General features: G+C 73.5%; 19 protein-coding genes. 6 read left to right on the top strand and 13 right to left on the bottom strand.

What is annotated here, in order from left to right:
- Positions 1-72: 72 nt before the first annotated feature.
- A complete protein-coding gene (locus Q4A22_RS09905; RefSeq protein WP_303179075.1) occupies positions 73-822 on the bottom strand; it encodes a rhomboid-like protein in 750 nt (249 codons plus the stop codon).
- A 160-nt stretch (positions 823-982) separates the two neighbouring features.
- Between Q4A22_RS09905 and Q4A22_RS09900 the strand changes: the two genes are divergently transcribed.
- Positions 983-1,600, top strand: a complete 618-nt coding sequence (locus tag Q4A22_RS09900) for a gluconokinase (RefSeq protein ID WP_303179074.1) — start codon at positions 983-985, stop codon at positions 1,598-1,600.
- 114 nt (positions 1,601-1,714) lie between these two features.
- On the opposite strand, the gene rlmC is transcribed toward Q4A22_RS09900, so the two are convergent.
- Entirely contained in the window at positions 1,715-2,854 is a 1,140-nt protein-coding gene (gene rlmC / locus Q4A22_RS09895; protein ID WP_303179072.1) for a 23S rRNA (uracil(747)-C(5))-methyltransferase RlmC, read from the bottom strand.
- A 468-nt stretch (positions 2,855-3,322) separates the two neighbouring features.
- On the opposite strand from rlmC, the gene Q4A22_RS09890 reads away from it, so the two are divergent.
- Complete coding sequence (locus Q4A22_RS09890) at positions 3,323-3,973, top strand: hypothetical protein (protein WP_303179070.1); 651 nt, start codon at positions 3,323-3,325, stop codon at positions 3,971-3,973.
- 103 nt (positions 3,974-4,076) lie between these two features.
- Here the strand turns inward: Q4A22_RS09890 and Q4A22_RS09885 are convergent, their stop codons facing one another.
- The 3 genes from Q4A22_RS09885 to Q4A22_RS09875 all read right to left on the bottom strand — a co-directional run bounded on the left by Q4A22_RS09885 (position 4,077) and on the right by Q4A22_RS09875 (position 7,418).
- Positions 4,077-5,291, bottom strand: coding sequence for a PrsW family intramembrane metalloprotease (locus tag Q4A22_RS09885; protein ID WP_303179068.1), 1,215 nt, complete (start codon positions 5,289-5,291; stop codon positions 4,077-4,079).
- Positions 5,288-5,863 carry a hypothetical protein gene (locus Q4A22_RS09880; protein ID WP_303179067.1) on the bottom strand — a complete coding sequence of 192 codons (576 nt, stop codon included), beginning with the start codon at positions 5,861-5,863 and terminating at the stop codon, positions 5,288-5,290. Before Q4A22_RS09880 ends, Q4A22_RS09885 begins: the two co-directional genes overlap by 4 nt.
- Positions 5,864-6,041: 178 nt before the next feature.
- Entirely contained in the window at positions 6,042-7,418 is a 1,377-nt protein-coding gene (locus tag Q4A22_RS09875; RefSeq protein ID WP_303179065.1) for an LssY C-terminal domain-containing protein, read from the bottom strand.
- 375 nt (positions 7,419-7,793) lie between these two features.
- Here Q4A22_RS09875 and Q4A22_RS09870 point away from each other — a divergent pair, with 375 nt between their 5' ends.
- Positions 7,794-9,575 carry a hypothetical protein gene (locus Q4A22_RS09870; RefSeq protein ID WP_303179063.1) on the top strand — a complete coding sequence of 594 codons (1,782 nt, stop codon included), beginning with the start codon at positions 7,794-7,796 and terminating at the stop codon, positions 9,573-9,575.
- Between the two features lie 102 nt (positions 9,576-9,677).
- On the opposite strand, the gene Q4A22_RS09865 is transcribed toward Q4A22_RS09870, so the two are convergent.
- From Q4A22_RS09865 to Q4A22_RS09830, 8 genes are all read right to left on the bottom strand, one after another.
- Positions 9,678-12,872: a hypothetical protein gene (locus Q4A22_RS09865; RefSeq protein WP_303179062.1), complete on the bottom strand. Its 3,195-nt coding sequence runs from the start codon at positions 12,870-12,872 to the stop codon at positions 9,678-9,680.
- Positions 12,872-13,954, bottom strand: coding sequence for a DUF1839 family protein (locus Q4A22_RS09860; protein WP_303179061.1), 1,083 nt, complete (start codon positions 13,952-13,954; stop codon positions 12,872-12,874). The genes Q4A22_RS09865 and Q4A22_RS09860 overlap by 1 nt, the downstream gene beginning before the upstream one ends.
- Positions 13,951-14,892, bottom strand: coding sequence for a hypothetical protein (locus Q4A22_RS09855; RefSeq protein WP_303179060.1), 942 nt, complete (start codon positions 14,890-14,892; stop codon positions 13,951-13,953). Before Q4A22_RS09855 ends, Q4A22_RS09860 begins: the two co-directional genes overlap by 4 nt.
- Complete coding sequence (locus Q4A22_RS09850; RefSeq protein ID WP_303179058.1) at positions 14,889-16,094, bottom strand: acyl-CoA dehydrogenase family protein; 1,206 nt, start codon at positions 16,092-16,094, stop codon at positions 14,889-14,891. Before Q4A22_RS09850 ends, Q4A22_RS09855 begins: the two co-directional genes overlap by 4 nt.
- The gene (locus Q4A22_RS09845) at positions 16,087-16,341 is read right to left on the bottom strand and encodes an acyl carrier protein (protein WP_303179056.1); all 255 of its coding nucleotides are present in this window, start codon (positions 16,339-16,341) and stop codon (positions 16,087-16,089) included. Before Q4A22_RS09845 ends, Q4A22_RS09850 begins: the two co-directional genes overlap by 8 nt.
- A 95-nt stretch (positions 16,342-16,436) precedes the next feature.
- A complete protein-coding gene (locus tag Q4A22_RS09840; RefSeq protein ID WP_303179054.1) occupies positions 16,437-16,919 on the bottom strand; it encodes a holo-ACP synthase in 483 nt (160 codons plus the stop codon).
- A complete protein-coding gene (locus tag Q4A22_RS09835; RefSeq protein ID WP_303179136.1) occupies positions 16,916-18,079 on the bottom strand; it encodes an alpha/beta hydrolase family protein in 1,164 nt (387 codons plus the stop codon). The genes Q4A22_RS09840 and Q4A22_RS09835 overlap by 4 nt, the downstream gene beginning before the upstream one ends.
- The gene (locus Q4A22_RS09830) at positions 18,076-19,641 is read right to left on the bottom strand and encodes a hypothetical protein (protein ID WP_303179052.1); all 1,566 of its coding nucleotides are present in this window, start codon (positions 19,639-19,641) and stop codon (positions 18,076-18,078) included. The genes Q4A22_RS09835 and Q4A22_RS09830 overlap by 4 nt, the downstream gene beginning before the upstream one ends.
- A 621-nt stretch (positions 19,642-20,262) precedes the next feature.
- On the opposite strand from Q4A22_RS09830, the gene Q4A22_RS09825 reads away from it, so the two are divergent.
- From Q4A22_RS09825 to Q4A22_RS09815, 3 genes are read left to right on the top strand one after another with little or no spacing between them, the layout of a single operon-like run.
- Entirely contained in the window at positions 20,263-21,528 is a 1,266-nt protein-coding gene (locus Q4A22_RS09825; protein ID WP_303179050.1) for a glycosyltransferase family 4 protein, read from the top strand.
- 51 nt (positions 21,529-21,579) lie between these two features.
- Positions 21,580-22,620, top strand: coding sequence for a GDP-mannose 4,6-dehydratase (gmd, locus tag Q4A22_RS09820; RefSeq protein WP_303179049.1), 1,041 nt, complete (start codon positions 21,580-21,582; stop codon positions 22,618-22,620).
- Positions 22,617-23,687, top strand: a complete 1,071-nt coding sequence (locus Q4A22_RS09815; protein ID WP_303179048.1) for a GDP-L-fucose synthase — start codon at positions 22,617-22,619, stop codon at positions 23,685-23,687. The genes gmd and Q4A22_RS09815 overlap by 4 nt, the downstream gene beginning before the upstream one ends.
- Positions 23,688-23,841: the final 154 nt, after the last annotated feature.

Raw genomic sequence — 23,841 nt, 5'->3', positions numbered from 1 at the left:
ACCTCCCTCGCCCGGGGCGGGGTCGTCCTCAACGGAGCCCCGCACCGGGCGCGGGTCCGCCACGGGAGGGTGTCAGTGCTCCTGCTCCCAGAGCCTGCGGGCGCGCACCCGCGCCTGGTGGCGCACCACCGCCTGGGAGCTCACGAGCGGGAAGCACGCGAAGCCCAGCCCGGCGGCCACGGCGTGGCCCACCGCCGTCCAGTCCAGGTCCAGCGCCAGACCCGCCACCACCACCGCGAGAACGCCGCTCAGCCACAGCAGCCGACGCCGCCGGGTCCCGTGGAACGTGGCCAGGGCCGCGAGCGCGAAGAACCCGTAGCTCGCCCCCACGTCGATGCGCTCGAAGGCCACGGCCGGCCCCTGCATCTGCTGGGCGGCCCACAGCTGCACGGGTGCCACCGCGAGCGTGGCGCCCATGTGGCCCACGGCGAAGCCCACGAGCACCCGCCGCCACCCCACGCGGTGCTCCAGGGGTGCCACCACCACGCTGAACAGGATCCACCACAGCAGCAGCTCGGGCGGCGTCACGTACATGGCGCTGCGCACCAGCACGGTCAGCGGCTGGTTGCTGAGCTGGTGCAGGCTCGTGGACTGCTCGCTGAGGAACGCGGTGCGAAGCCGCCCGTCCGTGTTCCACAGCAGCCACGTGGTGAAGGTCAGCAGACCCAGGTACATGTAGGTCAGCGGGGCGCGGCGCACCCAGGTCTTCATGGGGTCCGCGTGCCGCAGCCACCACTCACCGATCCTGCGGAACCCGGGCCACCGGTGCTCCACCGCGTACATGACGGCCACGGTCAGCAGGACCAGCAGGAGGGTGATCATCAGGACAGTATGCGCCCGGGAACGGGGAACCTCGCCCGGGATGCCCGACCGGCGGCACAGGACTACCCTCGCTGGAGGGCCGCGGCGCAGCGAACCGGTGCGTGAGCACGTGCGCGGCCGGCAGAACCACCGCACACGACGCACGGAAGAGGCCCACCACATGACGACCGCCGAGGCTGCGGGGGACCACTCCCCGCTCGCACACCGCACGGACACGCAGCGGACGGGGGTGGAGGGACCGGGCAACGCCCGCGGCGTCGCCTCCCCCCTCGTGGTGGTCATGGGGGTGTCGGGCTCCGGGAAGACCACCATCGGCACGCTCGTGGCCCACGAACTGGGCGTCGAGTTCCTGGACGGGGACAGCCTGCACCCCATCGAGAACGTGGAGAAGATGGCCGCGGGCACTCCCCTGGAGGACGAGGACCGCTGGCCGTGGCTGGAGACCGTGGGGCGGCGCCTGCACGAGCACGGTGAGCGCGGCGAGGGTCTCGTGATCGCGTGCTCCGCGCTCAAGCGCGTGTACCGGGAGCGGATCCGTTCGCAGGCGCCCTCCGCCCTGTTCCTGCACCTGGACGGCACCCTGGAGGTGCTGACCCGCCGGATCGAGGGCCGCAGCGGCCACTTCATGCCGGCGTCCCTGCTGGCCTCCCAGATCGCCACACTGGAGCCGCTGGAGCAGGCGGAGGGCGGATACGTCCTGAACATCGACCAGCCGGTCGCGGACATGGTCCGCGAGGCCGTGGGGCGGCTGCGGGCGATCACCGCGGCGCAGCTCTAGGAACCGGCACCGCCCCGGGACCGGGCCCCGCGGTCACGGACGACGGCGCCCGGTCCCGTTCCCCGGGCCCAGCACCCCCAGCACGCGCCCGCCCAGCCCCGGTCCCGCCCGCGGTCAGCGCCGCCGCAGCAGCACGGCCACCTCGTAGTGGTCCGTGTGGGGGAACATGTCCAGCAGCCGGGCCTCCACGGGTTCCAGGGACGGCATGCGGGTCAGATCCCGCGCCAGGGTGGTGGCGTTGCACGAGGAGTAGACCACGTGGGCCACGTCCGAGGTCTCCAGCCACTCGCACAGGGAGGCGTCCAGGCCCCGGCGCGGCGGGTTGACCACGGCGAGCTCCGGGTAACCCGGCAGCTGGGCGGGGGTGGCCGCGGCGTCGTCGGCGAGGAAGCGCACCGAGCCGGGACCGGCCTCCGGCAGCCCCAGGGAGCGGGCGGTGGCGCGGGCCGAGGCCACGGCTTCTGCGGAGATCTCGGTACCCACCACCTCCCGCGAGGGCGCGGCGGCGTGCAGCGCGAACCCGCCCACGCCGCAGTACAGGTCCCACACCGAGCGGGGGTCCACGTCCCGCACCCAGGTGCGCACCTGGTCGTAGAGCCGCTCCGTCACCGCCGTGTTGGTCTGGAAGAAGGAGCGCGGGCGGACGCGCAGGTCCATGCCGTTGAGGCGCACCAGAAGCTCCTCCTGCTCGGTGAGCAGGATCTCCTCGGGGCCCTCGATCACGGCCTTGTGCTCGGGCTGCAGGTTCACCGAGACCACGTCCGCCGCGGGGACCAGCTCGCGCAGCAGCCCCATGTTCTCGCGGATCTTGGGCAGCTGGGACGTGGAGCGCAGCACGAAGCGCACCATGAGCCTGCCCGCCGGGCTGCCCATCACGATCAGGTGCTTGAGCTCGCCGCGGCGCCTGGCCACGTCGTACGGCAGCAGCCGGACCCGCGCCACGAAGTCGGCGAGCGCGCGCACCGCCCCGCTCACGGGCTCGGGGTACAGGGGGCACCGGCGCAGGTCCACGCCGTGGCCGTGGTGGTCCAGGATCCCCAGGGTGGGATGGCCCACGCGCCCGCCCACCACCATCTTGGCCCTGTTGCGGAACCCCGCCTCCGCGGACGCCACCGGCTCCAACCAGCGGGGCGCACCGTACGGGTCCACGAGCTCGCGCACCAGCTCCTGCTTGCGGGCCAGCTGGCGCTCGTAGGGCACCTCTATCAGGGTGCAGGACCGGCACAGGTCCCGGTCCCAGTATCCGCATTCCATCCGCACGATTCTACGGCCGCGCCCGCCACCACGACGACGCCGACCGGCCGCCTTCCGCCCGGATGGATGGCAATCACCGCCGGATCGTGGCACGGTGTCAGGGACCTCCCGCCCGCCAGCACAGGACCCGCCGCCATGACCGCTCAGCGCCCCTCCCCCGCCGTGATGCGCGGCCGCAAGAACCCCGCTCTGGAGGTCCGGCCGGTGGACTACGCCTCGTGGCGGCCCGGCCCTGAGACACCCGGCACGGAGGAGTCCTCGGCTGCTTTGTCGCCTGCAAACACTGCGGCGTCCCCGCGGGGATCCACCGACCGCGCAACCGCGCCGGGACCGGTCGCGGGGAAGCATGCGGGCGCGACGGCGTCGTCGGCCGGGGACGCGGAGACGGGGCGGTCGCCCGGGACGCGGGCCACCGCCGCCCACACCGCGGCGGACGGGGCACCCAGGCCCGGCCCTGGTCCCCGGAGCGTGCCGGGGCTCGCGAACGCACCGGCGGCCCGTGAGCTGAGCGTGGACCCGCAGCTCGTGCGCTTCGTGGAGCTGCTGCGCGCGGGGGTGACCCCGGAGACCTCGACCCCCGAGAACGCGTACTACAGCGTGGACTCCGCCGCGGTGGGCGCCCCGGACCTGGAACTGCCCGCGGAGGGCGTGGACGTGCGCGGCGTGTGGGACGTGAGCGAGGAGGCCCTGCGCGCGGTGGTCGCCCGCCCCGAGGACACGTGGACCGCGGACCTGGGGCGCACCGACTACTACGTGCGCGGGCCGCTGTGCGTGCAGGTGACCCGGGCGGAGCACCGGGTGGTGGGGATCTACCGCAGCGGCTGGGCGGTCGCGCGCCGCCCGGACGAGACCTGGGCGGACACCCCCGACTCCCTGGAGCGCACGGGCGCGAAACCCGGTGGCGGCGGCACCCGCTACCCCACCAACCGCCGGCAGCTGCTGGAGCGGCTGCGCGGGGCGGGCTTCGAGGTGACCACGTCCGGGCCCACGCACGGGAAGATCACCCACCCGGACGTCCCCGGACGCTTCCTGCCGTTCTCCTCCACCCCGTCCTCCCAGCGCTACGGCCGCCACGTGGTCACCGCCGTGAAGCGGGTCTTCGGGATCGACGTGAGGTGAGACGGGCCGGGCCCGGAGAGCGCGCTGCTCTCCGGGCCCGGCCTTCGGGTGGGGTGCCGGTGACGGGCGTGCACCGCTCGGCACGCTTGTCACGGCTCAGGGGTCAGGACACCGTGGGCAGCTCGTCCACCCCGGTGCCGCGCCGGCCCCACGCCTGCAGGGCGTCCAGGTAGCGCCTGCGGAGGCTCTTCACGAGCTTCTTGCGCGAGCGCCCACCGTTCTTGCGGGCCTCCTTGAGGCCTTTCCTGCGCTGCTTGCGGGTGCCCGCCGCACTGGTGACGGTGGGATCGTCCAGGTCCACGTCCGCACTGCGCGCCACCGGCGACTGCCGCAGCTCGGCGTCAGCCCGGGACAGGAACAGCCGCTCCTGCCGCCAGGCCCACCGGGCCACCAGGATGAAGCAGGTGAGGGCCACTGCGATCTTGAGCACCATCAGGATGGCCGCCGCCGCCTGGGGGGACGGGGAGTTCCACCAGAAGTGCAGCCCCCACCCCAGGACGAACAGTCCCACGAAGCCGAGGATGCGGCGAGCCAGGGACCAGCGCTTCACGGTGCGGCCCAGCAGAACGGCCACCCCCACGCCCACGACCGCGGAGTACAGCCAGTGGGAGGAGATCCCGATCGCGCTGCGCAGCAGGGTCACGCTGAAGGCGCCCGAGAGGTCGTCGTTCGGATTGGAGGGCGCGTTGTTGGCGGCGTAGGAGACGTTCTCGAAGATCTGGAACCCAAGCCCCACGAACGCTCCCACCAGCAGGCCGTGCATGGGGCGGCGCAGGGTGTGGGAGGCGATCAGCATGATCATCACCACGCCCAGCATCTTCCCGAACTCCTCGCTGGTGGGTCCGGCCACGGCGGCACTCCAGTCCGCCCCCACACCGTTGGGCAGCAGCTTGGCGGTGATGGAGCTCAGGTGACCGTTCGCGTGGATGCCCAGCCAGGTGGGGACGGTGGCGCCGTAGAGCGCCGCCAGTGCGAGGATCCAGCCCCGCCGGGCGCGGTAGGGGTCCGCCCACAGGACGAGGACTGCGAAGAGGACCAGCGTGATCACGAAGACGGGGGCGATGGTCAGCAGCGAGTCCTTCGCCGCCGTGAAGGACTGGGCCACGGCCAGGGTGACCCCCGGGGCGCCCAGTGCCACCAGGATGCAGAAGACCCACCACACGGCGGAGCGCGGCTGGAAGAACTCGTGGCCGTAGGCCGGGCAGCCCTTGGCGCCACGGGAGGCCACCGCAGGGGACCCGGCCCCGTGGGCCTCGGGACCACTGCCGACAGGGCGATGTGCCGCCGGAACGGCGGACGGCGTGCTCACTGAACTCATTCTCCGCTCTCCTCATCCGTTCCGGCGGCGTCGCTCTGGGCCACGGTGAAGCTGTCCACGAGGGACTGCAGGTCCGGTGCCTGGTCCTTGCCGGTGCTCGTGGCGGTCACCGCCACCACGAGGTCGCCCTTGTGGACCACGGCGCAGGGGCCGGTGGCCTTGTCGTCGGGCTTGATGGCCACGCAGCTCTTGCCGGAGAAACCGCTCGGGGAGGTCACGGTGCCGCCGTCGAAGGCCGCGGAGGTGCCCGCCAGCGCCTCCTGGCGCAGGACGCGGTCGGCGGTGGTGTCGAAGTCCTTGCTCTGGTCCAGAACCGAGATGTGCAGGGTCTGCTCGTCCTTCGGCTTCGTGTACGTCACCGAGGAGCGGGTGCCGGACGGGGTGGTGGTCCATCCACCGGGCGCGCGGAAGTCCAGGACGGATCCGCCCGTGGCCTCCAGCGAGACGGTCTCCGAGGAGGTGGTGGTGGCCTGGGGCTCCTCGACCGCCCGGTCGATCGCCGCGGGCACTGCCCACGTGGCGGCGGCCAGAACGGCCAGCACAGCCGCGGGCAGCTTGTGGCTCAGCTGCATGCTGCGTGTTCCTTTCTCGTGCGGGGAAGGGGACGCAGGGAATTGTCCGGCAACCGGCTGGGAGCGTGCTGTCATGGCGGGGATCACAGAGGGCGGGACCAGACCACCGATCTGCCCGGGACGGCACTGAGCGGGACAGGGTGCGCCCGGGGCGGGGCCACCACCGGGACCGCAAGGATCACGCGGCCGCCTCGGCGCGGGCGCGCTCGGCGCCGCCGCGCGTCCACGCGCGGGCTGAGAGGCTCGTGAGGGCGTACACGGTCAGGAGGTCGATGGACGCGGAGAGCAGCGCGCCCGTGCTCGGCCGCCCGCCCTGGAAGAACGCGATCATCTGACCGGTCTGGGAGATGGTGACCAGCACGATCATGGTGAGGCGGGCCCGCTGGCTGCCCTGGAAGGTGCGCCACCCCAGGAACAGGATGAACCCCATGAGGAGCGCGAAGACCGCCAGGACCACGCCCACCGCGATGGTGTTCTCCAGCTGCGAGTCCCCCGTGGTGTCCACGTCGGAGAACAGGTCACCCGGGTTGAGCACGGTGTCCGCGGCGAACGTGAGCAGGGAGACCAGCGTGAGCGCCCATGCCGCCACGATCGAGAAGGGCCGGCGCGCGACGTCCTGGATGACGTCCTCGGGGGAGGACGCGCTGTCGGTGGCCCTGCCCGCGAGGCTCGTGGAGCCGGCGGTCTCCGTGGCGGGGACGTGCTCGAGCTGCAGCACGGGGAGATCACCGTCCGTGCGGACGGCGTCGCCGCCGCCGTTGCGGCTGTGGTAGCCGGTGGAGAAGTCCTCGATGACCGCCACCTCCGCCTCGGGGACGGCGTGCAGCACGCTGTCCACCACGTAGTCCCGCTCCACGTCGATGTCCGCGTCGATCTTGTGGGTCACCTGCAGGGTGAACAGGGACAGCCCCACGGCGCGGTCGTAGGTCCCCGCGGCGAGCCACTGCACGCGGTGGCCACCACCGGGCAGGGGCCAGTCCTGCGGGCACCGCCAGAAGCGGATGTGGTGGCGCTGGGCGGCGTTGCCGTCCACCTCCTGCTGGTACGCGAAGTCCTGGATCCTGCCGAAGAGCAGCAGGGGACTCACCGGAGCCTCCGGGTAGCTCTTGCGGGTCAGGGAGGACTTCACGATCCCCAGGCTCGAGCCCAGCGTCACGGGGTCCGCGAGCGTCCACCCCGCCTTCTGCATGGCGGTGTGGATCTGCCGCGCGGATCCGTTGACGGCCAGGTTCACCGGGTCCCCCAGCAGCCCGTCCGGAGTCACGGTCCGTCCGATGAAGTAGGACGGGACGTAGATGCTGGTCAGCGTGCGGTGCAGCCGCGGCAGGGCCAGGTAGGCCATCAGCGCCCAGAACACGATGCTGTAGCCGATAAGCGACCACGCACTGCCCACGCTGCGCAGGATCACGATGGCGAAGACCAGGATGAGGACCATCACCACCCCGAAGAAGATGTTCTCCACCACGTCCATGCCCACCCCGGAGCGCCGGCCCTGGACCTTCTCCGGTGGGCGGCGGTACTGCGCCGGTTCGCGTGACGCCTGGTGCTTCTTCATGTCGTGACCGTCCCCGTGGTGTCGTCGTCGCAGTGGTGTGTGGCCTGCGGGCCGGGAGCGCCGCACGCACGGCGCGGGAACCGAGGCGACCGCGGCGGTCCTGGCCCGATCCTAGGCGACCGTCCGCCCGCGGCCGCGGAGCGCGTGCGCCACCACCTCCGGGTGACCCCGGCGCCACCCCGTCAGCTGTCCCCCAGGCGCCCCCGCGCACCCCCCGAAGTGGGGGCGGAGGTCCGACCCACCCCGCGAGAACCTGAGCACTACCCTGGAGAAGTACATGTGTCCGCACATGCGCCCCGCCGCCCGGGGGAGAGAACGGCGGCGTGGCGGCGCGGTGCGCTGGCACGGGGCACAGCAGTCACGGGGGAGATTTCCATGAGCACGCCGTCACATCCACTTCTGTCGCGCGTCCGCAGGGCCGGCTCACCGGCCACCGCGGGCACCGCCGTCACCCACGGCTGGATCCCGGCGGGGGAACGCTGGCTCGCCGTGGACGTCCACGAACCGGCCGCCCCGTCCCGCGGGGCCACCGTGGTGGTGGCCGCGCCCCCGGGCCGCGAGCGCGCGACCATGAATCGCACCGTGGTCCACACCGCCCGGGCGCTCGCCGCGGACGGCTGGCGCGTGGTGCGCTTCGACTGGTCCGGCACCAACCAGAGCCCCACGCTGGAGGTGGCGTGCGACGCCCAGCTGTGGGCGGCGGACCTGCGCGCCGTGCGCGAGTGGGCCGGTGCCGGGGAGCCCGTGCACGGCGTCGGCTTCAGCGTGGCGGGCGCGTTCATGGCCGCGGACGAGGACTCCGGGTGGGTGCAGCGCGTGCTGATGGCGCCGGTGTCCGGCAAGCAGTGGCTGCGCCACCAGAGCGCGCTGCGGCGCATGGCCGGTTCCGACCTGCCCCCGCGCGTCACGGACGGCACCGAGCTGATGGACCTGCAGCTCTCCGCGGAGGGGGCCGCCGAGCTCAAGCGCCTCTCCGCGCCCGCCGACGATGTGCGGCGCGGCATCCGCGTGCTGTCCGAGGAGAGCACCGGCCCCCTGCCCCTGGACGTCCACCCCCGCGTGGCCACCGTGCCGGACGGGCTGCTGCCCGCCGTGCTCGCCGCCCTGGGGGAGCACGCTCCGACCCGCGGCGCCGCCGGGCACGACGACGCCGCGTGGCCCCGCCCCGCACAGCAGCTCACCGTGGACGTCCACGGCGTCCCCGTGCGGCTGGTCCGCACCGTCAGCGGCCGGGAGAACCGGCCCGCCGTTCTCGCGGAGCCCGTGCGGCGTGCCGCGCACGCACCGGGGCTCGCGCTGATGTCTCCGGGTTCGGACGTCATGGAGGGCGAGGGGGGTTTCTGGCTGCGCACCGAGCTGCTGGCCGCCGCCGCGGGGGCGGTGTGCCTGATGGCCGAGCGCACGGACACCGGGGAGCTGGTGCACCCGGAACGCACCCGCAACTCCAACCCGTACGCGCGGCTCACCGTGGCGGAGTGCCGGGAGCTCGTGGAGCACCTGGCGCGGCTCACCGACGGGCCCCTGGCCGCGGCGGGCATCTGCCTGAGCGCATGGGGGCTCGTGGCGGCGGCGCCCAAGCTGTCCCGTGAGGTGGCCGGACGGCTGAGCCTGTACGCGATCAACAGCGTCGCGTGGCAGGGCGAGCCGTGGCGCTACTGGCGCCAGGGGGTGCGCAGCGGCCCGCTGGCGCCGCGCATGCCCGGCGAGGGCGCACCCGCCCCGGCGCAGGACACCGAAACCGAACCCTCCGGCGCAGAGGCCACCGCCGCCGTGTCCGCCGGTGACCGTGCCCGGGCGCTGGCCCGGACCGTGGTCTCCCGCGGGGGCGACGTGGCCCGCGCCGTGGTGCGCGGCACCCGTACCCGCGCGCACGAGGCCTCGCCCCGGATCAACTCCCTTGCGGCCTCCCTGGGGATCATCGACGTCCCCCAGCCCGCACTGCGCCGCCTAGCCCGGGTCCCCGGGCTCCGGGTCACCGCCGTCTTCGGCCCCGCCGACGCCGCGTACGCCCACGTCACGAAGGCCCACCGGGACGGGCGCTCCGCCGTGGTGCTCCTGGACCCCCTGGACCACTCCGTGTTCGCCACGGCCTCCCGAGACACGCTCACCCGGTACATGGTGGACGAGGTCACCGGGCTGGCGGCCGCCGGGCGCTGAACCGGCAGGCGGCGGGCACGAGAGCGGGCGGGACCCACCGGGTCCCGCCCTCCGCCGTTCGTGCACCGCCGCGCTCCACACCACACGGTCCGCACCGCCGCCTCACACGGCGGGGCCGCGACCACCGGACGACACCCGCCGCGGGGCGTCAGTCCTCGCTGACCGCCACCGGGTCCGTCCCCAGCGCCCGCACGCGCGTGGCGCAGCGCACCGCCTCGTCCACCCGGCCGGTGACCGGCAGGTGCACGGTCTCACCGGGCAGCACGTGCACGTAGCCGTCCCGGCCACCGGGGCGTCCTGCGTCGCTACCGCCGCGGCGGCGGCGCCCAGCGCGGTGCCCACGACCGCGGTGCCCACCTCCGGGGCACCGACTAGCGACACGCCGTCCGTCGAGGCGCCCACCGGGACCGGCAGGTCCAGGGCCACGAACCGCGCGAGACCGGCGGCCGCCACGGCCACCCGCCACGCGCCGTCGGGCCCGCGGTCCCAGCGGGCGTCCAGGCCCGGATCGGCGGGGTCGTCGCGCCGGGGCCCGCCGCTGAGGTGCGCGTCCCGGGCCAGTTCGTGGCCGTGGCGGTCGAGCAGGACGGCGGACACGGCGTCGTACTCCCTGTCCCCGAAGCCGTAGGCGTGGTCGAGGTCGCGGAAGGTGCCGTCCGCGAGGTCCGCGCGCAGCACGGCCTCACCGTGGGCAGGCACGGCGACGGGCAGCTCCAGCGGAGGCCGGGACCCGCCCCGCACGGTGGCCACGGTGAGGCGCACGGTGGCGTCCAGCGGGCACGGACCGTCGTTCCACACGTGCAGCGCGAGCCCGTCCCCGCCCCGCGGCACGAAGCACAGGGCCACGGGAGCGCACGCCCGCCGCATGCCGTACCAGGCCGCCGTGGGCCTGCCGGTGACGTCCAGGACGCCCCATCCCGCGCCGGGGGCCGTGGACATGGCCGAGAGCACGAGTGCGCCCCGGCACGCGGACTCCTCCGCGCGCCAGTGCGCGAAGGTCCGCTGGAACACGTGCGCGATCGCGGCACGCTCGTGCTCCAGCAACCGCGAGTGGTTGTCCAGGAGACTCGTGGGCGCGGGACGGGCGGGCCGGGCCAGGCCTGCCTCCGGATCGCTGTCCCGGTCCAGGAACAGCCGGTGGACGTAGGTCACGGCGGTGTCCTCGAACGTCCACGCCGCGCCGGGGTCGTGCGCGAGGCCCGCGCGCCAGCTCTCCGCGGACGCCTCGCGGTCCAGCGGGCCGTCCACACCGAACTGCGCGCGCACCACCGCGGGCTCGGGCGGCACGGCGAACGCCAGGGACTCGGCCGCGAACCGCACCCCGCGGGTCACCGCGTCCTCGAGCGGGCGCCCGTACGCGCCCACCCCGAAGTAGTGGGAGACACCGTCCGCGGCGTCCACGGGAGAGACTGCGGGGATCCCGGCGGACGACGCCGCCCGCTCCCCCGCCGCCGTCTGCTCACCGTCCGCGCGGGTCGGCGCAGGCTGCCCGGCTGCCGCGTCGGCCCCGCCGGCGGAGGCCGCGTCGGGCGCCGTAAGGGCGGCGCCGGCGCGACTCTGCGCGGCACCCCCGGCAGAGTCGTCGGAACCGGCACGCGGCGACCGCCAGGGTGCGGAAGCGGCGTCGTACGCCTCGCGCGCGGCGTCCAGCTCGGCGTCGGAGCACGGCGAGGACGGCACGACCACCACGTCCGCACCGGCCCGGCCCACCGCCGCGGGGACGTCCTCCAGGAGCACGGGAGAGACCCACTGCTCCGCGGGCCTGCCCGCGAGCACGGGGGCCTGGACCACCTCGGTGCCCCCGGAGAGCACCACCGTGGACGGGTGGGGCGCCACCCGGGAGGCGAGGGCGTGGACCTCACGGCGCAGTCCGGCGCGCCACTCGGGGTCGTCGGGCGGGTCCAGGGGACCCAGGGCCACGTCCTGCCAGACCATCAGGCCCAGCTCGTCGCACGCCCGGTGGAAGTCCTCGCCCTCGTAGCAGCCCGTGCCCGGCAGGCGCACCATGGTGGCCCCCGCGTCCCGCAGCCGGGTGAGCACCGCGCGCACGCGCGCCGGGTCCGCCGCGGCCTCGAACGGATCCGCGCCGGACCAGAGCGCACCGCGGGCGAACACGGGAACACCGTTGACCCGCAGCGCCAGGCCGCGGCGGGTGGCGTCCCGTGGTTCGGCGGCCACAGTGCGGAACCCGGCAGTGGCCGTGTGCGTCACCGTGTCCCGGTCCGTGTCCGCAGCGTCAGCCAGGGCCACGTCCACGCGGTACAGGGCCTGCGCGCCCATCCCGTGCGGCCACCACAGAGCCGGACGAGGCACGGTGAGCTCCACCGCAACGCACCCGGAGGCGTCCGCGTCCGCGGCGGTCACGAGCACCTCCCGGTTCACGGTGCCGGACGCGGAGGCGCCCGGGACGGCGGGGGCAGGACCTGCGGGTGCCTCGGAACCGGAACCCGCGACGACCACCGGACCACGTCCTGCGGAGGCAGCGGCATCGGGCAGGGCGGTCCCCGTGGCACCGGGTGCGGACGCACCCGCGGAGCAGGTCTGCCCCACGCGGACCGTCACGGCGGCCGGGGCGCCCTCGCGGGGCAGCTCGGCCGCGGGCAGCAGCACGGTGAGCACGCCGTCACCGGCGGCGTCCACCCGGGTGAGCACCGAGAACGGCGCGCCGGGCGCCGGAGCGGGCGCGGCGGCGGCGTCGTCCGCGTGCTCCGGGGACGACGCCGCGGGGCCCGCCGCGAGCGCCGGTGCCGCGGGACGCGCGCTCAGGCCGCCCCACGGGCCCAGCACGGGCCGGGCCCCGGGCCAGTCGATGGCTCCGGTGAGCGGCGTGCGCCGCCAGCGCATCGAGCGGTCCGGGACCAGGGGCGAGAGGAAGCGGGCGCGGGGTCTGCGGGGCACCGGCACGGAGGCCAGGGGCAGCAGCCGCAGGACGAGCTCGCACTCCCCCGCGGGGAGCTCGACCGTGACGTCCCACGGTGTGAAGGCGGTGTCCGAGGAGTGCACCGGCCGCCCGGCCACGAGCAGGCGCGCCACCGTGGCGATCCCGGTGGACGTGAACCGGTGGGGTCCGCCCGCGGTGGTGACCCGCGTGCGGTACTCCCACACGGCGTCGTCCGAGCCCGCGTGCAGCACCGCGTCCACGGTGTCCGCCCCGAGGGCGTCCCGCAGGGCCCCCGAGACCGTCCCCGGGACGCGGGCCGCGATCCCGTCCGCCAGCAGCTCGGAGTGCTCGTCCTGGACACCCGAGCGGTGCAGCGTCCACGCGGCGCGGGCCAGCACGTCTTCCGGAGCCGTCATCACTCCCCCATGCCCACCGCGTCGCGCAGGCACTGCATGCCGGTGTCGTACCCGCCCACGAACTCGGCGGCGGACGCGTCGATGCGCGGGGTCCGCCCCCGTGCCACCCGCGCCAGCTGGAACTGCAGGGTCTTCGCGGCGGCCGCCGCGGAGTCCAGGGACTCGGCCGCCTCCCGCAGCTCCAGGACGGCCAGGTCGCTGGGCCAGCGCTCGGCGCCCTCCGCCAGGTAGCGGCACGCGTGCGCGGCCAGCCCGGCGGTGAGACCCGCCTGGCGGGTGGTGGCGAACGAGTACGCGTGGAAGTAGTCCATGCCGCGCTCGGCGAGCACGGGCAGCTCCGCCCGGATGGCCGCCACGAGGCGCTGCGCGGGGCTCACAGCCGGAGCGCGGCGCACGTGGGCCCTGGCGAGCTCCACGCCGCGGCGCCACAGCTCCTGCGGGTCCTGCGCGTGCATCCCCTGCACCCGCACCAGCTCCACGTACGGGTAGGGAACCACGCCCGAGCGGGCCCCCGGACCCAGGGTGTTCTCCAGGTCCTCCCCGCGCAGCACGTGCACGCCGTCGTTGTGCAGGTACACCAGCTCCCCGGCCGCGGGGTCCAGGCGCAGCGGCACGATGGACGTCTTGGTGTGGCTCGTCCCGTAGGAGACGCCCGCGGTGTCCGGGAGGTGGAACGCGTCCACCTCCACGATCAGGGCGTCCCCGCGGGACATCGCGCACTGCAGATGCTCTCCCAGGGGGCGCCACGTGTCGTACTCCCCGACCGTGAGGCCGTAGAGCGACTCGATGTCCTCCTGGCGGGGTTTGAGGAACTCCCACTGGTCCCCCAGGAAGTCCGCGGCGAACGCGGCCCCCAGCATGGGGACCGGGTCCAGCCCGAGCACCGCGGTGAGCCCGATCCACACGTCCATGTAGCAGTTGGTGGGTGACCACGGCTCCGCCGGGTCGTGCAGCACGGAGCGCGGCGCGTCCGCCGCGGTGAGCGTCTCGCAGCCGCGGACGGCCAGGACGGCGTCGCCGAACGGCGAGCCGGTGTCCTCGCCCGTCGCCGGGGCCCCGCGGTCCTCGGTGATGGTGGTCATGACAGGGACAGCTCCTCGCGCACGGACGCCGGCCAGGCAGTCACGTCGAAGCCGTGCCGGGCCGCGAGCGCCAGCGCCACGCGCTCCAGGCCGAAGCCGAAGCACGCGGAGTGGGCCACGGCGCCGTCGGGCGTGCGCATGCTGAAGGCCTCGCCGAAGTGGTCCTCGTGCAGGTTCGCGGAGGCGATCGCCGTGGGGTGGCCCGGGTAGACCTCCGTGAGGATCTCGTACTTCAGCTGCGCCTCGCGCTGGCCCGCGCTGAGAAGCTTGCCGGCCCGGCCGAAGAACGGGTCGTTCGCGGTGTCCGCCTCGACCGTGAGCCCCAGGGCGCGCAGCAGGTCCGTGCCTGCGGCGAGCCACTTCTCGCGGTGCTCCTGCGCCTGCTCCGGGGTGCCGATGCGCACGGCCTCGAACATCCGGAACGTCACGAAGCGCATGGGGTCAGGGCTGGGCTCGTGGCGGTAGCACTCACCCGTGAGCTCGTACACGGAGCCGTCCACCTCGGAGCCCTCCAGGTACGCGTACAGCGGGTGGCACACGGCCGGAACCAGCGCGTGGCCCGCGGGGGTGAGCTGGGAGGACCAGTCGCCGTGCTCCTCGTAGGTGGCCAGCAGCTGGCGGTGCGCCTTGTTGTCGCCCTCGAACGCGGCGATGGTCCCCAGCAGCTGCGGGAAGGACGCCACGTAGTCGGTGCGCTCCAGCAGGCGGGTGCCGTTGACCGGCGGGAAGCGCAGCCGCCGCGAGCCCTGCTCCGGGGAGAGGCGCTGGGCGATCTTCCGGGCGGCGGCCGCGATGCCCTGCACCACGTCCTCCGCCTGGGGGCCGAGCCCGTTGACGCCGTCGCCCAGGGTGGGCAGCAGCCAGCCGTTGGCCTCGAGCCCCTCGCGGAACGTGTCCTGCATGGTGCTCAGGTCCTGGTGGGTGTCGGTGGTGGTCATCGCTGTCCCCTCGAGACGAGTTGCATGGTGGCGGTGTGCTGCAGGATCCGGTCGTTGTTGACCATCACGGACGGGCCGATGCTGTCCCGGTACAGACGGGCCAGGCTCACCGGCGACTGGTTGGCGAAGCCGGTGATGCCCACGATCACCATGGCGTCCCCCACGATCTTCCGGACCGCTTCCGCGCCGGAGACCTTCAGGGTGTTCATGGCGATCGCGAACTGCATGGACTCGCACGCGGCGGGATCGTCGTACGCCGCCTCGTAGCGGGCCACGGAGGAACGGACCACGTCGGTCATGGCCTGCAGCTGGACCTCCAGCTCGGCCAGGCGCAGCGCGGACGGCGGGGTGGTCCCCGGGGTCTTGCGCGCGGCCTTCTGCACCACGGAGCGGGCGGTGAGCCCGGCCTGGGTGGCCATCCCGAGCCACGCGGAGGCCCACAGGCAGTGGGCACCGGGCAGCATGGTCTGCGCCGAGATGGTCTCGAACAGCGTGCGGAACATGGCGTCCTCGCGGGTGGTGGCGTCCAGCTCGAAGGACTCCGAGCACGTGCCGCGCATCCCCAGGGCGTCCCAGCCGCGCTGGCGCTCCAGCTGCAGGTCCGCCGCCTCGACCACGAGCACCACCTGGTCGCTCGACGCCGCGTCCTCGCTGCGGCGCGCGGTCACCAGGATCGCGTCCGCGTACGCGCCGTAGGAGATCACGGGGCAGGTCTTGTGCAGGTGCACGCGGCCCTCGCCGAGCGGGCGCACCGCGCACGTGGAGGTGCGGGTGTCCCCGCCGATGTTGACCTCGGTGGTGGCCGAGGCCAGCAGCAGACCCTCCGAGGCCACCCGGCGGGTGAACTCGTGCAGGTAGTCGGTGTCCGCGTGGCGGGTCAGGCACAGGGTCTGCGAGTGGTGCATCGCCAGGATCATGGCGGTGGACGTGCACTCGCGGCCCACGCGCTCCAGCATCCGGCACAGCTCGGTGATGCTGTAGCCCAGCCCGCCGTCCGCCTCGCTCATGGGCGCGGCCAGCAGACCCTGGGCGCGGGCCTCGTCGATCGCCTCCCGCGGGAAGCGGCCCTCGGCGTCCACGTCGGACGCGTGCTCCCGGGCCACGCGGGCCACGGCCTCGGCGCGGGCGGCGTTGCGCTCCGCGCGCTCCTGCTCCGCGTCCTGCGGGCGGGAGGTCTCCCTCAGCACAGTGGTCTCAGTCATTCTGGATCGCCTCCACGGCATCGGTGATGGACTGGATGGACGTGAACGTGGCCTTGGTGAGGCGCTCCTCGGGGAACTCGATGTCGAACTCGTCCTCGAGGCCGAGCATCACGTTCACGGAGGCGTGCGAGGTCATGCCGGCGCGGTACAGGTCCGCGTCCGTGGCGATGGCCTGGGCGTCCTCGGAGAGCTTTCCCTGCTCGGCGAGCACGGACCGCACGGTGGTCTCGATGGCGGTGGAATCCATGGTCTGTACCTCTTCCTGTTGGGTGTCTGTTCCTGTGTGCCGCGGTGCGGCCGGCTCGCGGCCGCCGCGGTGGTCTGGTGCCGTGGCCCTCGGGCTCACGGGGTCTGCGGGGCGTCCCCGGGGCGCGGCCACGGTGCCTGCTCCGCGGCGTCGCGGGGCCCGACGCCGCCGCCGGGGCCCGGGGGCTCGGCCGTGCACTGGGCGAGGGCCACCGCCATGGCGAAGCCGCCGTCGTGGGAGGTGCTGACGCTCCACTGCTCCACTCCCCGGCGGCGGGCCAGGCGCCGCGCCGCGTCCCGCAGCTGCACCCGGGGCTCGCCGTGGGATCCCGCGCGGATCACGATGTGCGGCCAGGGCACGGCGTCGTCGCGCCCCGGGGCCAGGGCCTTCATCACGGCCTCCTTGGCCGCGAAGCGCCCCGCCACGGACTCCGCCGACGCCGCCCGCTGGCCCGAGCGCGTCAGTTCCGCGACCTCCTCGGGCGCGAACACCGCGGCGAGGTACCGCGCTCCGCGCGCGTCCAGGGCCTCGGCCACCGGCGCGACCGCCTGCAGGTCGCACCCCATCCGCGGCGTCATGATCCCGTCCCGGAGGTGATGTGCTCGAACTGCGGGTCCACCGCGGGCTGCGTGGCCGTGCGCTGCAGCTTCAGCCGGTCCGCCCAGCGGCCCAGGGCCACCGTGGCGGCCGGGCGCCAGCACTCGAACGTGTGCCCGCCGTCGCACGAGCCCGCCGCACCGTACTCGGTGTACTGGTGGGAGACCCCCCGGGAGTCCAGCTCCCGGGCGAGCGCCGCGGTGCTGTCCCGCAGGGCGGGCTCGATGTCCCCGTCCTGGCCGTTGCCGGTCCCCGCGAAGAGCTGCACGCGCACGTCCTGCAGCTTTCCGCTCTGGACCAGTGGGTCGTGCGCGTCCCACTGCTCGTCCGTGGTGGTGGCCCCGTTGCCGAAGACCGAGTTCCACTTTCCCGTGACCTGCTTGGAGGCCTCCAGCAGGTTGTCTCTGGCCGCCTCGGAGGACAGGTCAAGCAGCCCGGACAGGCTCACGGCCTCGGCGAAGAGGTCCGGGCGGTCCTCGGCGTAGCGCACGGCGCCGTAGCCGCCCATGGAGTTGCCCAGCACCAGGCGGTGGTCTCGGTCCGCGGCGGTCGACAGGTGGGAGTCCACCCACGGCACCACCTGGTCCAGGTGGAACGTCTCCCAGTTCTGGGTCATCTCCTCCTGGTCGGCCCAGTTGGTGTACCAACCCTGTTCGCCACCGCTGACGATGACCGTGATGACAGGCAGGCCCGCGCTGACCTGCTCCGCCTGTCCCGCCTCGTACCACTGGAGGGCGGGGGCGTCCTTGGCGCCGCTGCCCGGCAGCATGTAGACCACGGGGTACTTCCGCGCGGGGTCGTAGTTCTCAGGGGTGACCACCACCACCGAGTTCCGGCCTCCGGGGGCGTCCCGTGACACGGCGTCGGTCGTGACCTCGAGCTCCACGGCGCGCTGCGACAGGCCACGCGCGGCGGTGACGGTGATCCCGTCCGCCTGCTGCCTGAGCTGCTCCGGGTGCTCGAACCCCGCCTGCTTCACGGCCTGGGCGTCGAACCCCATGGCCGTCGTGGTGGTGGCCGCGGGTTCCGGCTGCCCGGTCCCGCACGCCGTGAGCAGCACGGCCGTGAGCGAGGTCGCGGCGACTGCCCGCAGCACCGCCGGACAGCGGGCTCCCCGAGCGTGGGTGCGGTGTCCTGTCATGCGACGCACGTCGCCACCTCCTTGGTGTTGTCTTCGTGCCGGTCCAGGCGGGTGTCCCCCACCAGCCCCACGGCGTTGTCGATGATCTGCATCGCGGCGAGCCTCGAGGCATGTGCCTGCAGGGAGTGGTCCAGTTCCGGGACGTGATGCACCTCGACCCGGCGGCCCTGCTTTTGGAGACGCACCAGTCCCTCCTCACCCCGCTCCTCCCGGAAGACCTGCCCGTCCTCCGGCCCGAAGTACAGGCTCAGCTCGGCGCCGCGGGTGGCATACTCCATGACCACCTCGGGCACGTTCGGCAGGTTGCACCGCCCCAGGGCCAACCACACGGGGTAGGGCATGTGGCGGCGCACCCTGTTCTTGAGCCGGGTGCGCCAGGTCCGTGGCAGCGCCACATCGTTCATGGTCCGCAGCCTGTCCAGGACGGGATCCACGTCCCAGTCGCGGTAGAGCCGCGCGTAGTACCGCGAGGAGCAGCGCCAGGAGACGTTGTTGATCAGCACCCGCCGAGTCATGGCGCTCGAGGGAGGGGCCATGGCCACCAGCCACCCGCCCAGGCAGAGCCCTGCGCCGGTGACCTCTTCACCCGTGCGCTCACGCAGCCACGCGGCGCCCATGTCGAGGTCCGCCATTCCCTGCGCGGTGTAGGGGTTGACGTCCGCGAGCTGGTCGACTCCGGAGGCGTCCCCGCAGTGGTGGCGCTCCACGCGCAGGGTCGGCACACCTCGGGCGGCAAGGCGTCGGGCCTGGACGGTCCACAGCCCCGTGGGCCCGTCCTTGGGGTCCACCGAGGGCGGGGCGAGCAACACCGCACCGTTTCCCGTGCCGTGGCGCCCCACCGGATGGGTGTAGGTGGCCGGCAGGCGGTCCGGTCCGAGCTCGAGCAGCTCCTCGCTCACGTCCACGCCGAACTCCGCCACGTGCAGACGGGCCGCGGTCACCGGACGCCACCGACCGGCGTCGGCCCAGTCCGCCCGGGGCACAGCGGCGCAGGACGAATCCTCCAGACGGGCCACGAGAGCCGCAATGGCATCCGGGCTCGCCTTGGCGTAGATGGTCGCCACGCCGTAGAGCTTCTTGGCCACGGACCGGTCCTGCTCGCGCACCGGCACGAGTCCAGGGGTGTGCACCTGGCGGGGGTCCGGCAGGGCGCGCACTGCCGCGGCCTCGGCGTCGGTGAAGTGCATTCCCCCGATCTCCACCCCCTGCCCGGTCTCGGGTGGAAGCTGCAGTCCGCTCATGCGGCGCAGACCCGTGTACTGGCGCAGGTACGCGGCGCCGGAGACCGGCTCCCACAGCACCCGGGTCTCGAAGGGCAGGGGGGACGTGGCCAGGAGCGCCGAGCCGAGCCGCAGGCCGATCCCATGCACGGGCAGATCGGGGCCCACCAGCTCGCGGGCCGTTTCGTACGCCACGGCGAGGTCCCGGTGCCACACAGCCACCGGATCCCTGTCCGAGGGCCGCTCACCGGACTCGGAGGTCCCGCTCCAGGCGATGCGGACGGCGAGCCACCCGGCCTCCGCCGCCCGAGCCGCGACCAGACGCATGCTGCGGTGGCTCACCACCTCTTCCCGCGCAAGCGCGGGCGCCACAATCACAGCACCGCGGACGCGGCCGTCCGAGGGCCCGTGCACCCACGCATGAATGGTGTGCTCGTCCCCCGTCAGAAAAACTGCCTGACCGGCAATACGCATGATTCTCCCCAGTTCCGCCCCGGGTGCGCCTCAGCCGCGCCCCCGGTGCTTCGCTCCCGCCCTCCCGACGGGTACTTCCCGCGGCCGAGTCCCCCCGCCGCACGAGGTGCTCCACTGCCCGGATTCCGCGCTCCCCCGCGGTGACCGTGCAGCTTTGCACTCACAAATCATAGCCCCGGACCCCCGGGGAATATCCGGTCGCCATGTCCCCTAATGTGTGTTTTTCCATTATCCGGACTGTTTTTCCCGGCCCCACCTGCGCTTTTATCCGGTTGTACCTATATGGGCCCACACAGAATTGTCAACACTCCAGCGGTCCATTCGTTTCCGGGTGATTATGATGGTGAACGCCGACGGGCCCGTGTCACGGGGGTCGGCACCATTTCTCATTCCCGGGGGATCTGCCGGGAATGACGGCGGACCTGGGGAGGCCCGCCACAACTGGGGGAAGCCGGGGCGCCGCCCCGGCTTCACGGGGGAGGAGAGAGCGTGGCACCACGCATCCTGATCATCGGACTGAACTACTCACCGGAGCACACGGGCATCGCTCCGTACACCGCGGGCATGGCCAGCGCACTGCGCGAGGCCGGCTGGGACACGGAGGTCATCACCGGCCTGCCCCACTACCCGCAGTGGCGCGTCCACGACGGCTACTCGCACAGCGGTGGGCGCCGCGAGGCCATCGACGGCGTCCCCGTCCTGCGCGTCTCCCACCCCGTGCCGCACGACGCCGGGCAGCTGCGCCGCCTGGGCATGGAGCTCACCTTCGGACTGCGCGCGGCCACGGCCCCGTGGGGCCGCCCCGACGCCGTGGTGGTCATCACCCCCGCCCTGTTCGCCTCCGCGATCGTGCGGGCCCGCGCCGCACTGACCGGCACCCCCGTGATCGCCTGGGTGCACGACATCTACACCGCAGGGCTGGCGGAGACCGGCGCCGCGGGCGGTCCGGTCACGCGCGTCATGCGCGCGGTGGAGGGGACGTTCCTGCGCTCCTGCGAGGGCGTCGTCGTGATCCACGACCGGTTCTCCGACTACCTGCAGCGCCACATGGGAGTGCCCGGCGAGCGCATCACCACGGTGCGCAACTGGACCCACATCTCCGAGGCACCCACCGTGGACACGGATGCCCTGCGGCGCCGTTTCGGGTGGGGCACGGAGGACGTCGTGGTGCTGCACACCGGGAACATGGGCGCCAAGCAGGACCTCGCGAACGTGGCCGCGGCCGCGGCCGTGGCCGAGCGGCGGGGCGCCCCGCTGCGGTTCGTGCTCGTGGGCGGCGGCCACCAGCGCCCGCAGCTCGAGGAGCTCGCGGCCCGCACGCCGCGCTTCGAGGTGCTGCCCAGCGTGGACAACGACACCTACGCCGGACTGCTGCGCGCGGCGGACATCCTGCTGGTCAACGAGCGCCCCGGCCTCACCGAGATGTGCGTGCCCAGCAAGCTGACCAGCTACTTCACGGCGGACCGCCCTGTGCTCGCCGCCGTGGAGGCGGAAGGACCCTCCGCGGCGGAGCTCGAGGCCGCGGACGCGGGGATCCGGGTGGCTCCCGGTGACCCGGAGGCGCTGGTGGACGGCGCGCTCACGCTGCACCGGGAGTGGATCACCACCGGTGGAGCCACGCACCGCGGCGGCCGCCGCTACGTGCGCGACGTCCTGAGCCGGGGGGCAGCGGTGCGCTCCTTCGTCTCGGCGCTGACCAGGCTGCTCCCCGGGGTCCCCTCGGAGCAGCGCACACCCGCCGCCGCCCGGTCCTGACACCGGCACCGCGGCCCACACGCACCACACACCACAAGGGGAGAGAACACCATGACCAAGAAAGCGTTCATCACCGGCATCACCGGCCAGGACGGCTCCTACCTCGCGGAGCTGCTGCTGTCCAAGGGCTACGAGGTCCACGGCCTGATCCGCCGTGCGTCCACGTTCAACACGTCCCGGATCGACCACCTCTACCAGGACCCCCACAACCCCGAGGCCCGGATGTTCCTGCACTACGGGGACCTCTCGGACGCGGCGCGCCTGGTCACCCTGCTGGGTGAGATCGACCCGGACGAGGTGTACAACCTGGCCGCGCAGTCCCACGTGAGGGTCTCCTTCGACGAGCCCGAGCACACGGGTGACACCACCGGGCTGGGCACGGTGCGCCTGCTGGAGGCCGTGCGCCGCGCCGGCGTGAAGTGCCGCTTCTACCAGGCCTCCACGTCCGAGCTCTTCGGTGCCACCCCGCCGCCGCAGAACGAGGACACCCCGTTCTACCCGCGCTCCCCCTACGGCGCTGCGAAGATCTACTCCTACTGGATCACCAAGAACTACCGCGAGGCGTACGACATGTTCGCCGTCAACGGGATCCTGTTCAACCACGAGTCCCCGCGCCGCGGTGAGACCTTCGTGACCCGCAAGATCACCCGTGCGGTGGCCGCGATCGCCGCCGGCAAGCAGGAGCACCTGTACATGGGCAACCTGGACGCCATCCGCGACTGGGGCTACGCCGCGGAGTACGTGGAGGGTATGTGGCGCATGCTCCAGGTGGACGAGCCCGAGGACTTCGTGCTCGCCACCGGCCGCCCCAGCACAGTGCGCGAGTTCCTGGAGACGGCCTTCGAGCACGCCGGGTTGGACTGGCAGGAGCACGTGCGCTTCGACGAGCGCTACCTGCGCCCCACCGAGGTGGACGCCCTGATCGGGGACCCCTCGAAGGCGGAGGAGAAGCTCGGGTGGAAGGCCACCGTGCACGCCCCCGAGCTCGCCCGCATCATGGTGGACGCGGACCGCGCCGCGCTCGACTGCGCCGGCTCGCCGTGGATCGACACCGTGGCACAGCACATCTGGACCCCGGAGAAGGCAGCATGAGGACTGAAGTGGACAACGAAGAAGAACTGGTGACAGCTGCGGTGCCCGGCTCGCAGTGGCCGCACACCGTGAGCGACCCCGCGGACGCCCGCACCAGCGACGACGTGACCTACACCCCGGGCGCGCTGGACCACTCGGCCCCGTTCTACGTGGCGGGCCACCGCGGTCTCGTGGGCTCGGCCGTGTGGCGCCACCTGGAGGCGCAGGGGTTCGAGAACCTCATCGGCGCCACGTCCCGGGAGCTGGACCTGCGCGACCGCGGGGCCGTGGAGGAGTTCATGGCGGAGCACAGGCCCCGCTACATGGTGCTCGCCGCCGCGAAGGTGGGGGGCATCGGTGCGAACAGCACGCGCCCCGTGGACTTCCTCTCGGACAACCTGCGCATCCAGCTCAACCTCCTGGACGCCGCCCGGGCGGTGGATGTGGAGCGCGTGCTCTTCCTGGGCTCGTCCTGCATCTACCCGAAGCTCGCGGAGCAGCCGCTGCGGGAGAACGCCCTGCTCACGGGGTACCTGGAACCCACCAACGACGCCTACGCCATCGCCAAGATCGCGGGCATCCTGCACGTGCAGTCGGTGCGGCGGCAGTACGGGCTGCCCTGGATCTCCGCCATGCCCACCAACCTGTACGGGCCCGGGGACAACTTCTCCCCCACCGGCTCGCACGTGCTCCCGGCCATGATCCGCCGCTACGACGAGGCCGTGCGCAACGGCGATGCGGAGATCGTGAACTGGGGCTCGGGCTCCCCCCGCCGCGAGTTCCTGCACGTGGACGACCTCGCGGCCGCCTGCCTGTTCCTCATGGAGCACTACGACGGCCCCCAGCACGTCAACGTGGGCACCGGCGAGGACGTCTCCATCAAGGAGCTCGCGGAGCTCGTGGCCGCGGCCACCGGCTACCGGGGCGCCACCCGCTGGGACGACTCCAAGCCGGACGGCACCCCGCGCAAGCTCATGGACGTCTCGCACCTGAGCGCCCTGGGGTGGACCGCCTCCATCGACCTGCCCACCGGGCTCGACGACGCCGTGGCCTGGTACCGATCACACCGTGAGTCCGCGCGGGGCTGAGCCCCGCTCACCACCGGTCGAGCACCGCACCGCACGAGAACGGCGGGCGGCCCCGCGCAGGGGCCCCCCGCCGGCCTCAGGCCCGGGCCCCGGGCCGCGCCCCAGGGGGGGGTCCGGCCGAGGACCGCGAACCACCACGCCCCCAGGCCCACCG

Source organism: Kocuria sp. (assembly GCF_030530945.1).
In the GTDB taxonomy this organism is placed as follows: Bacteria; Actinomycetota; Actinomycetes; order Actinomycetales; family Micrococcaceae; genus Kocuria.
This window is presented reverse-complemented; position numbering and strand designations above follow the sequence as displayed.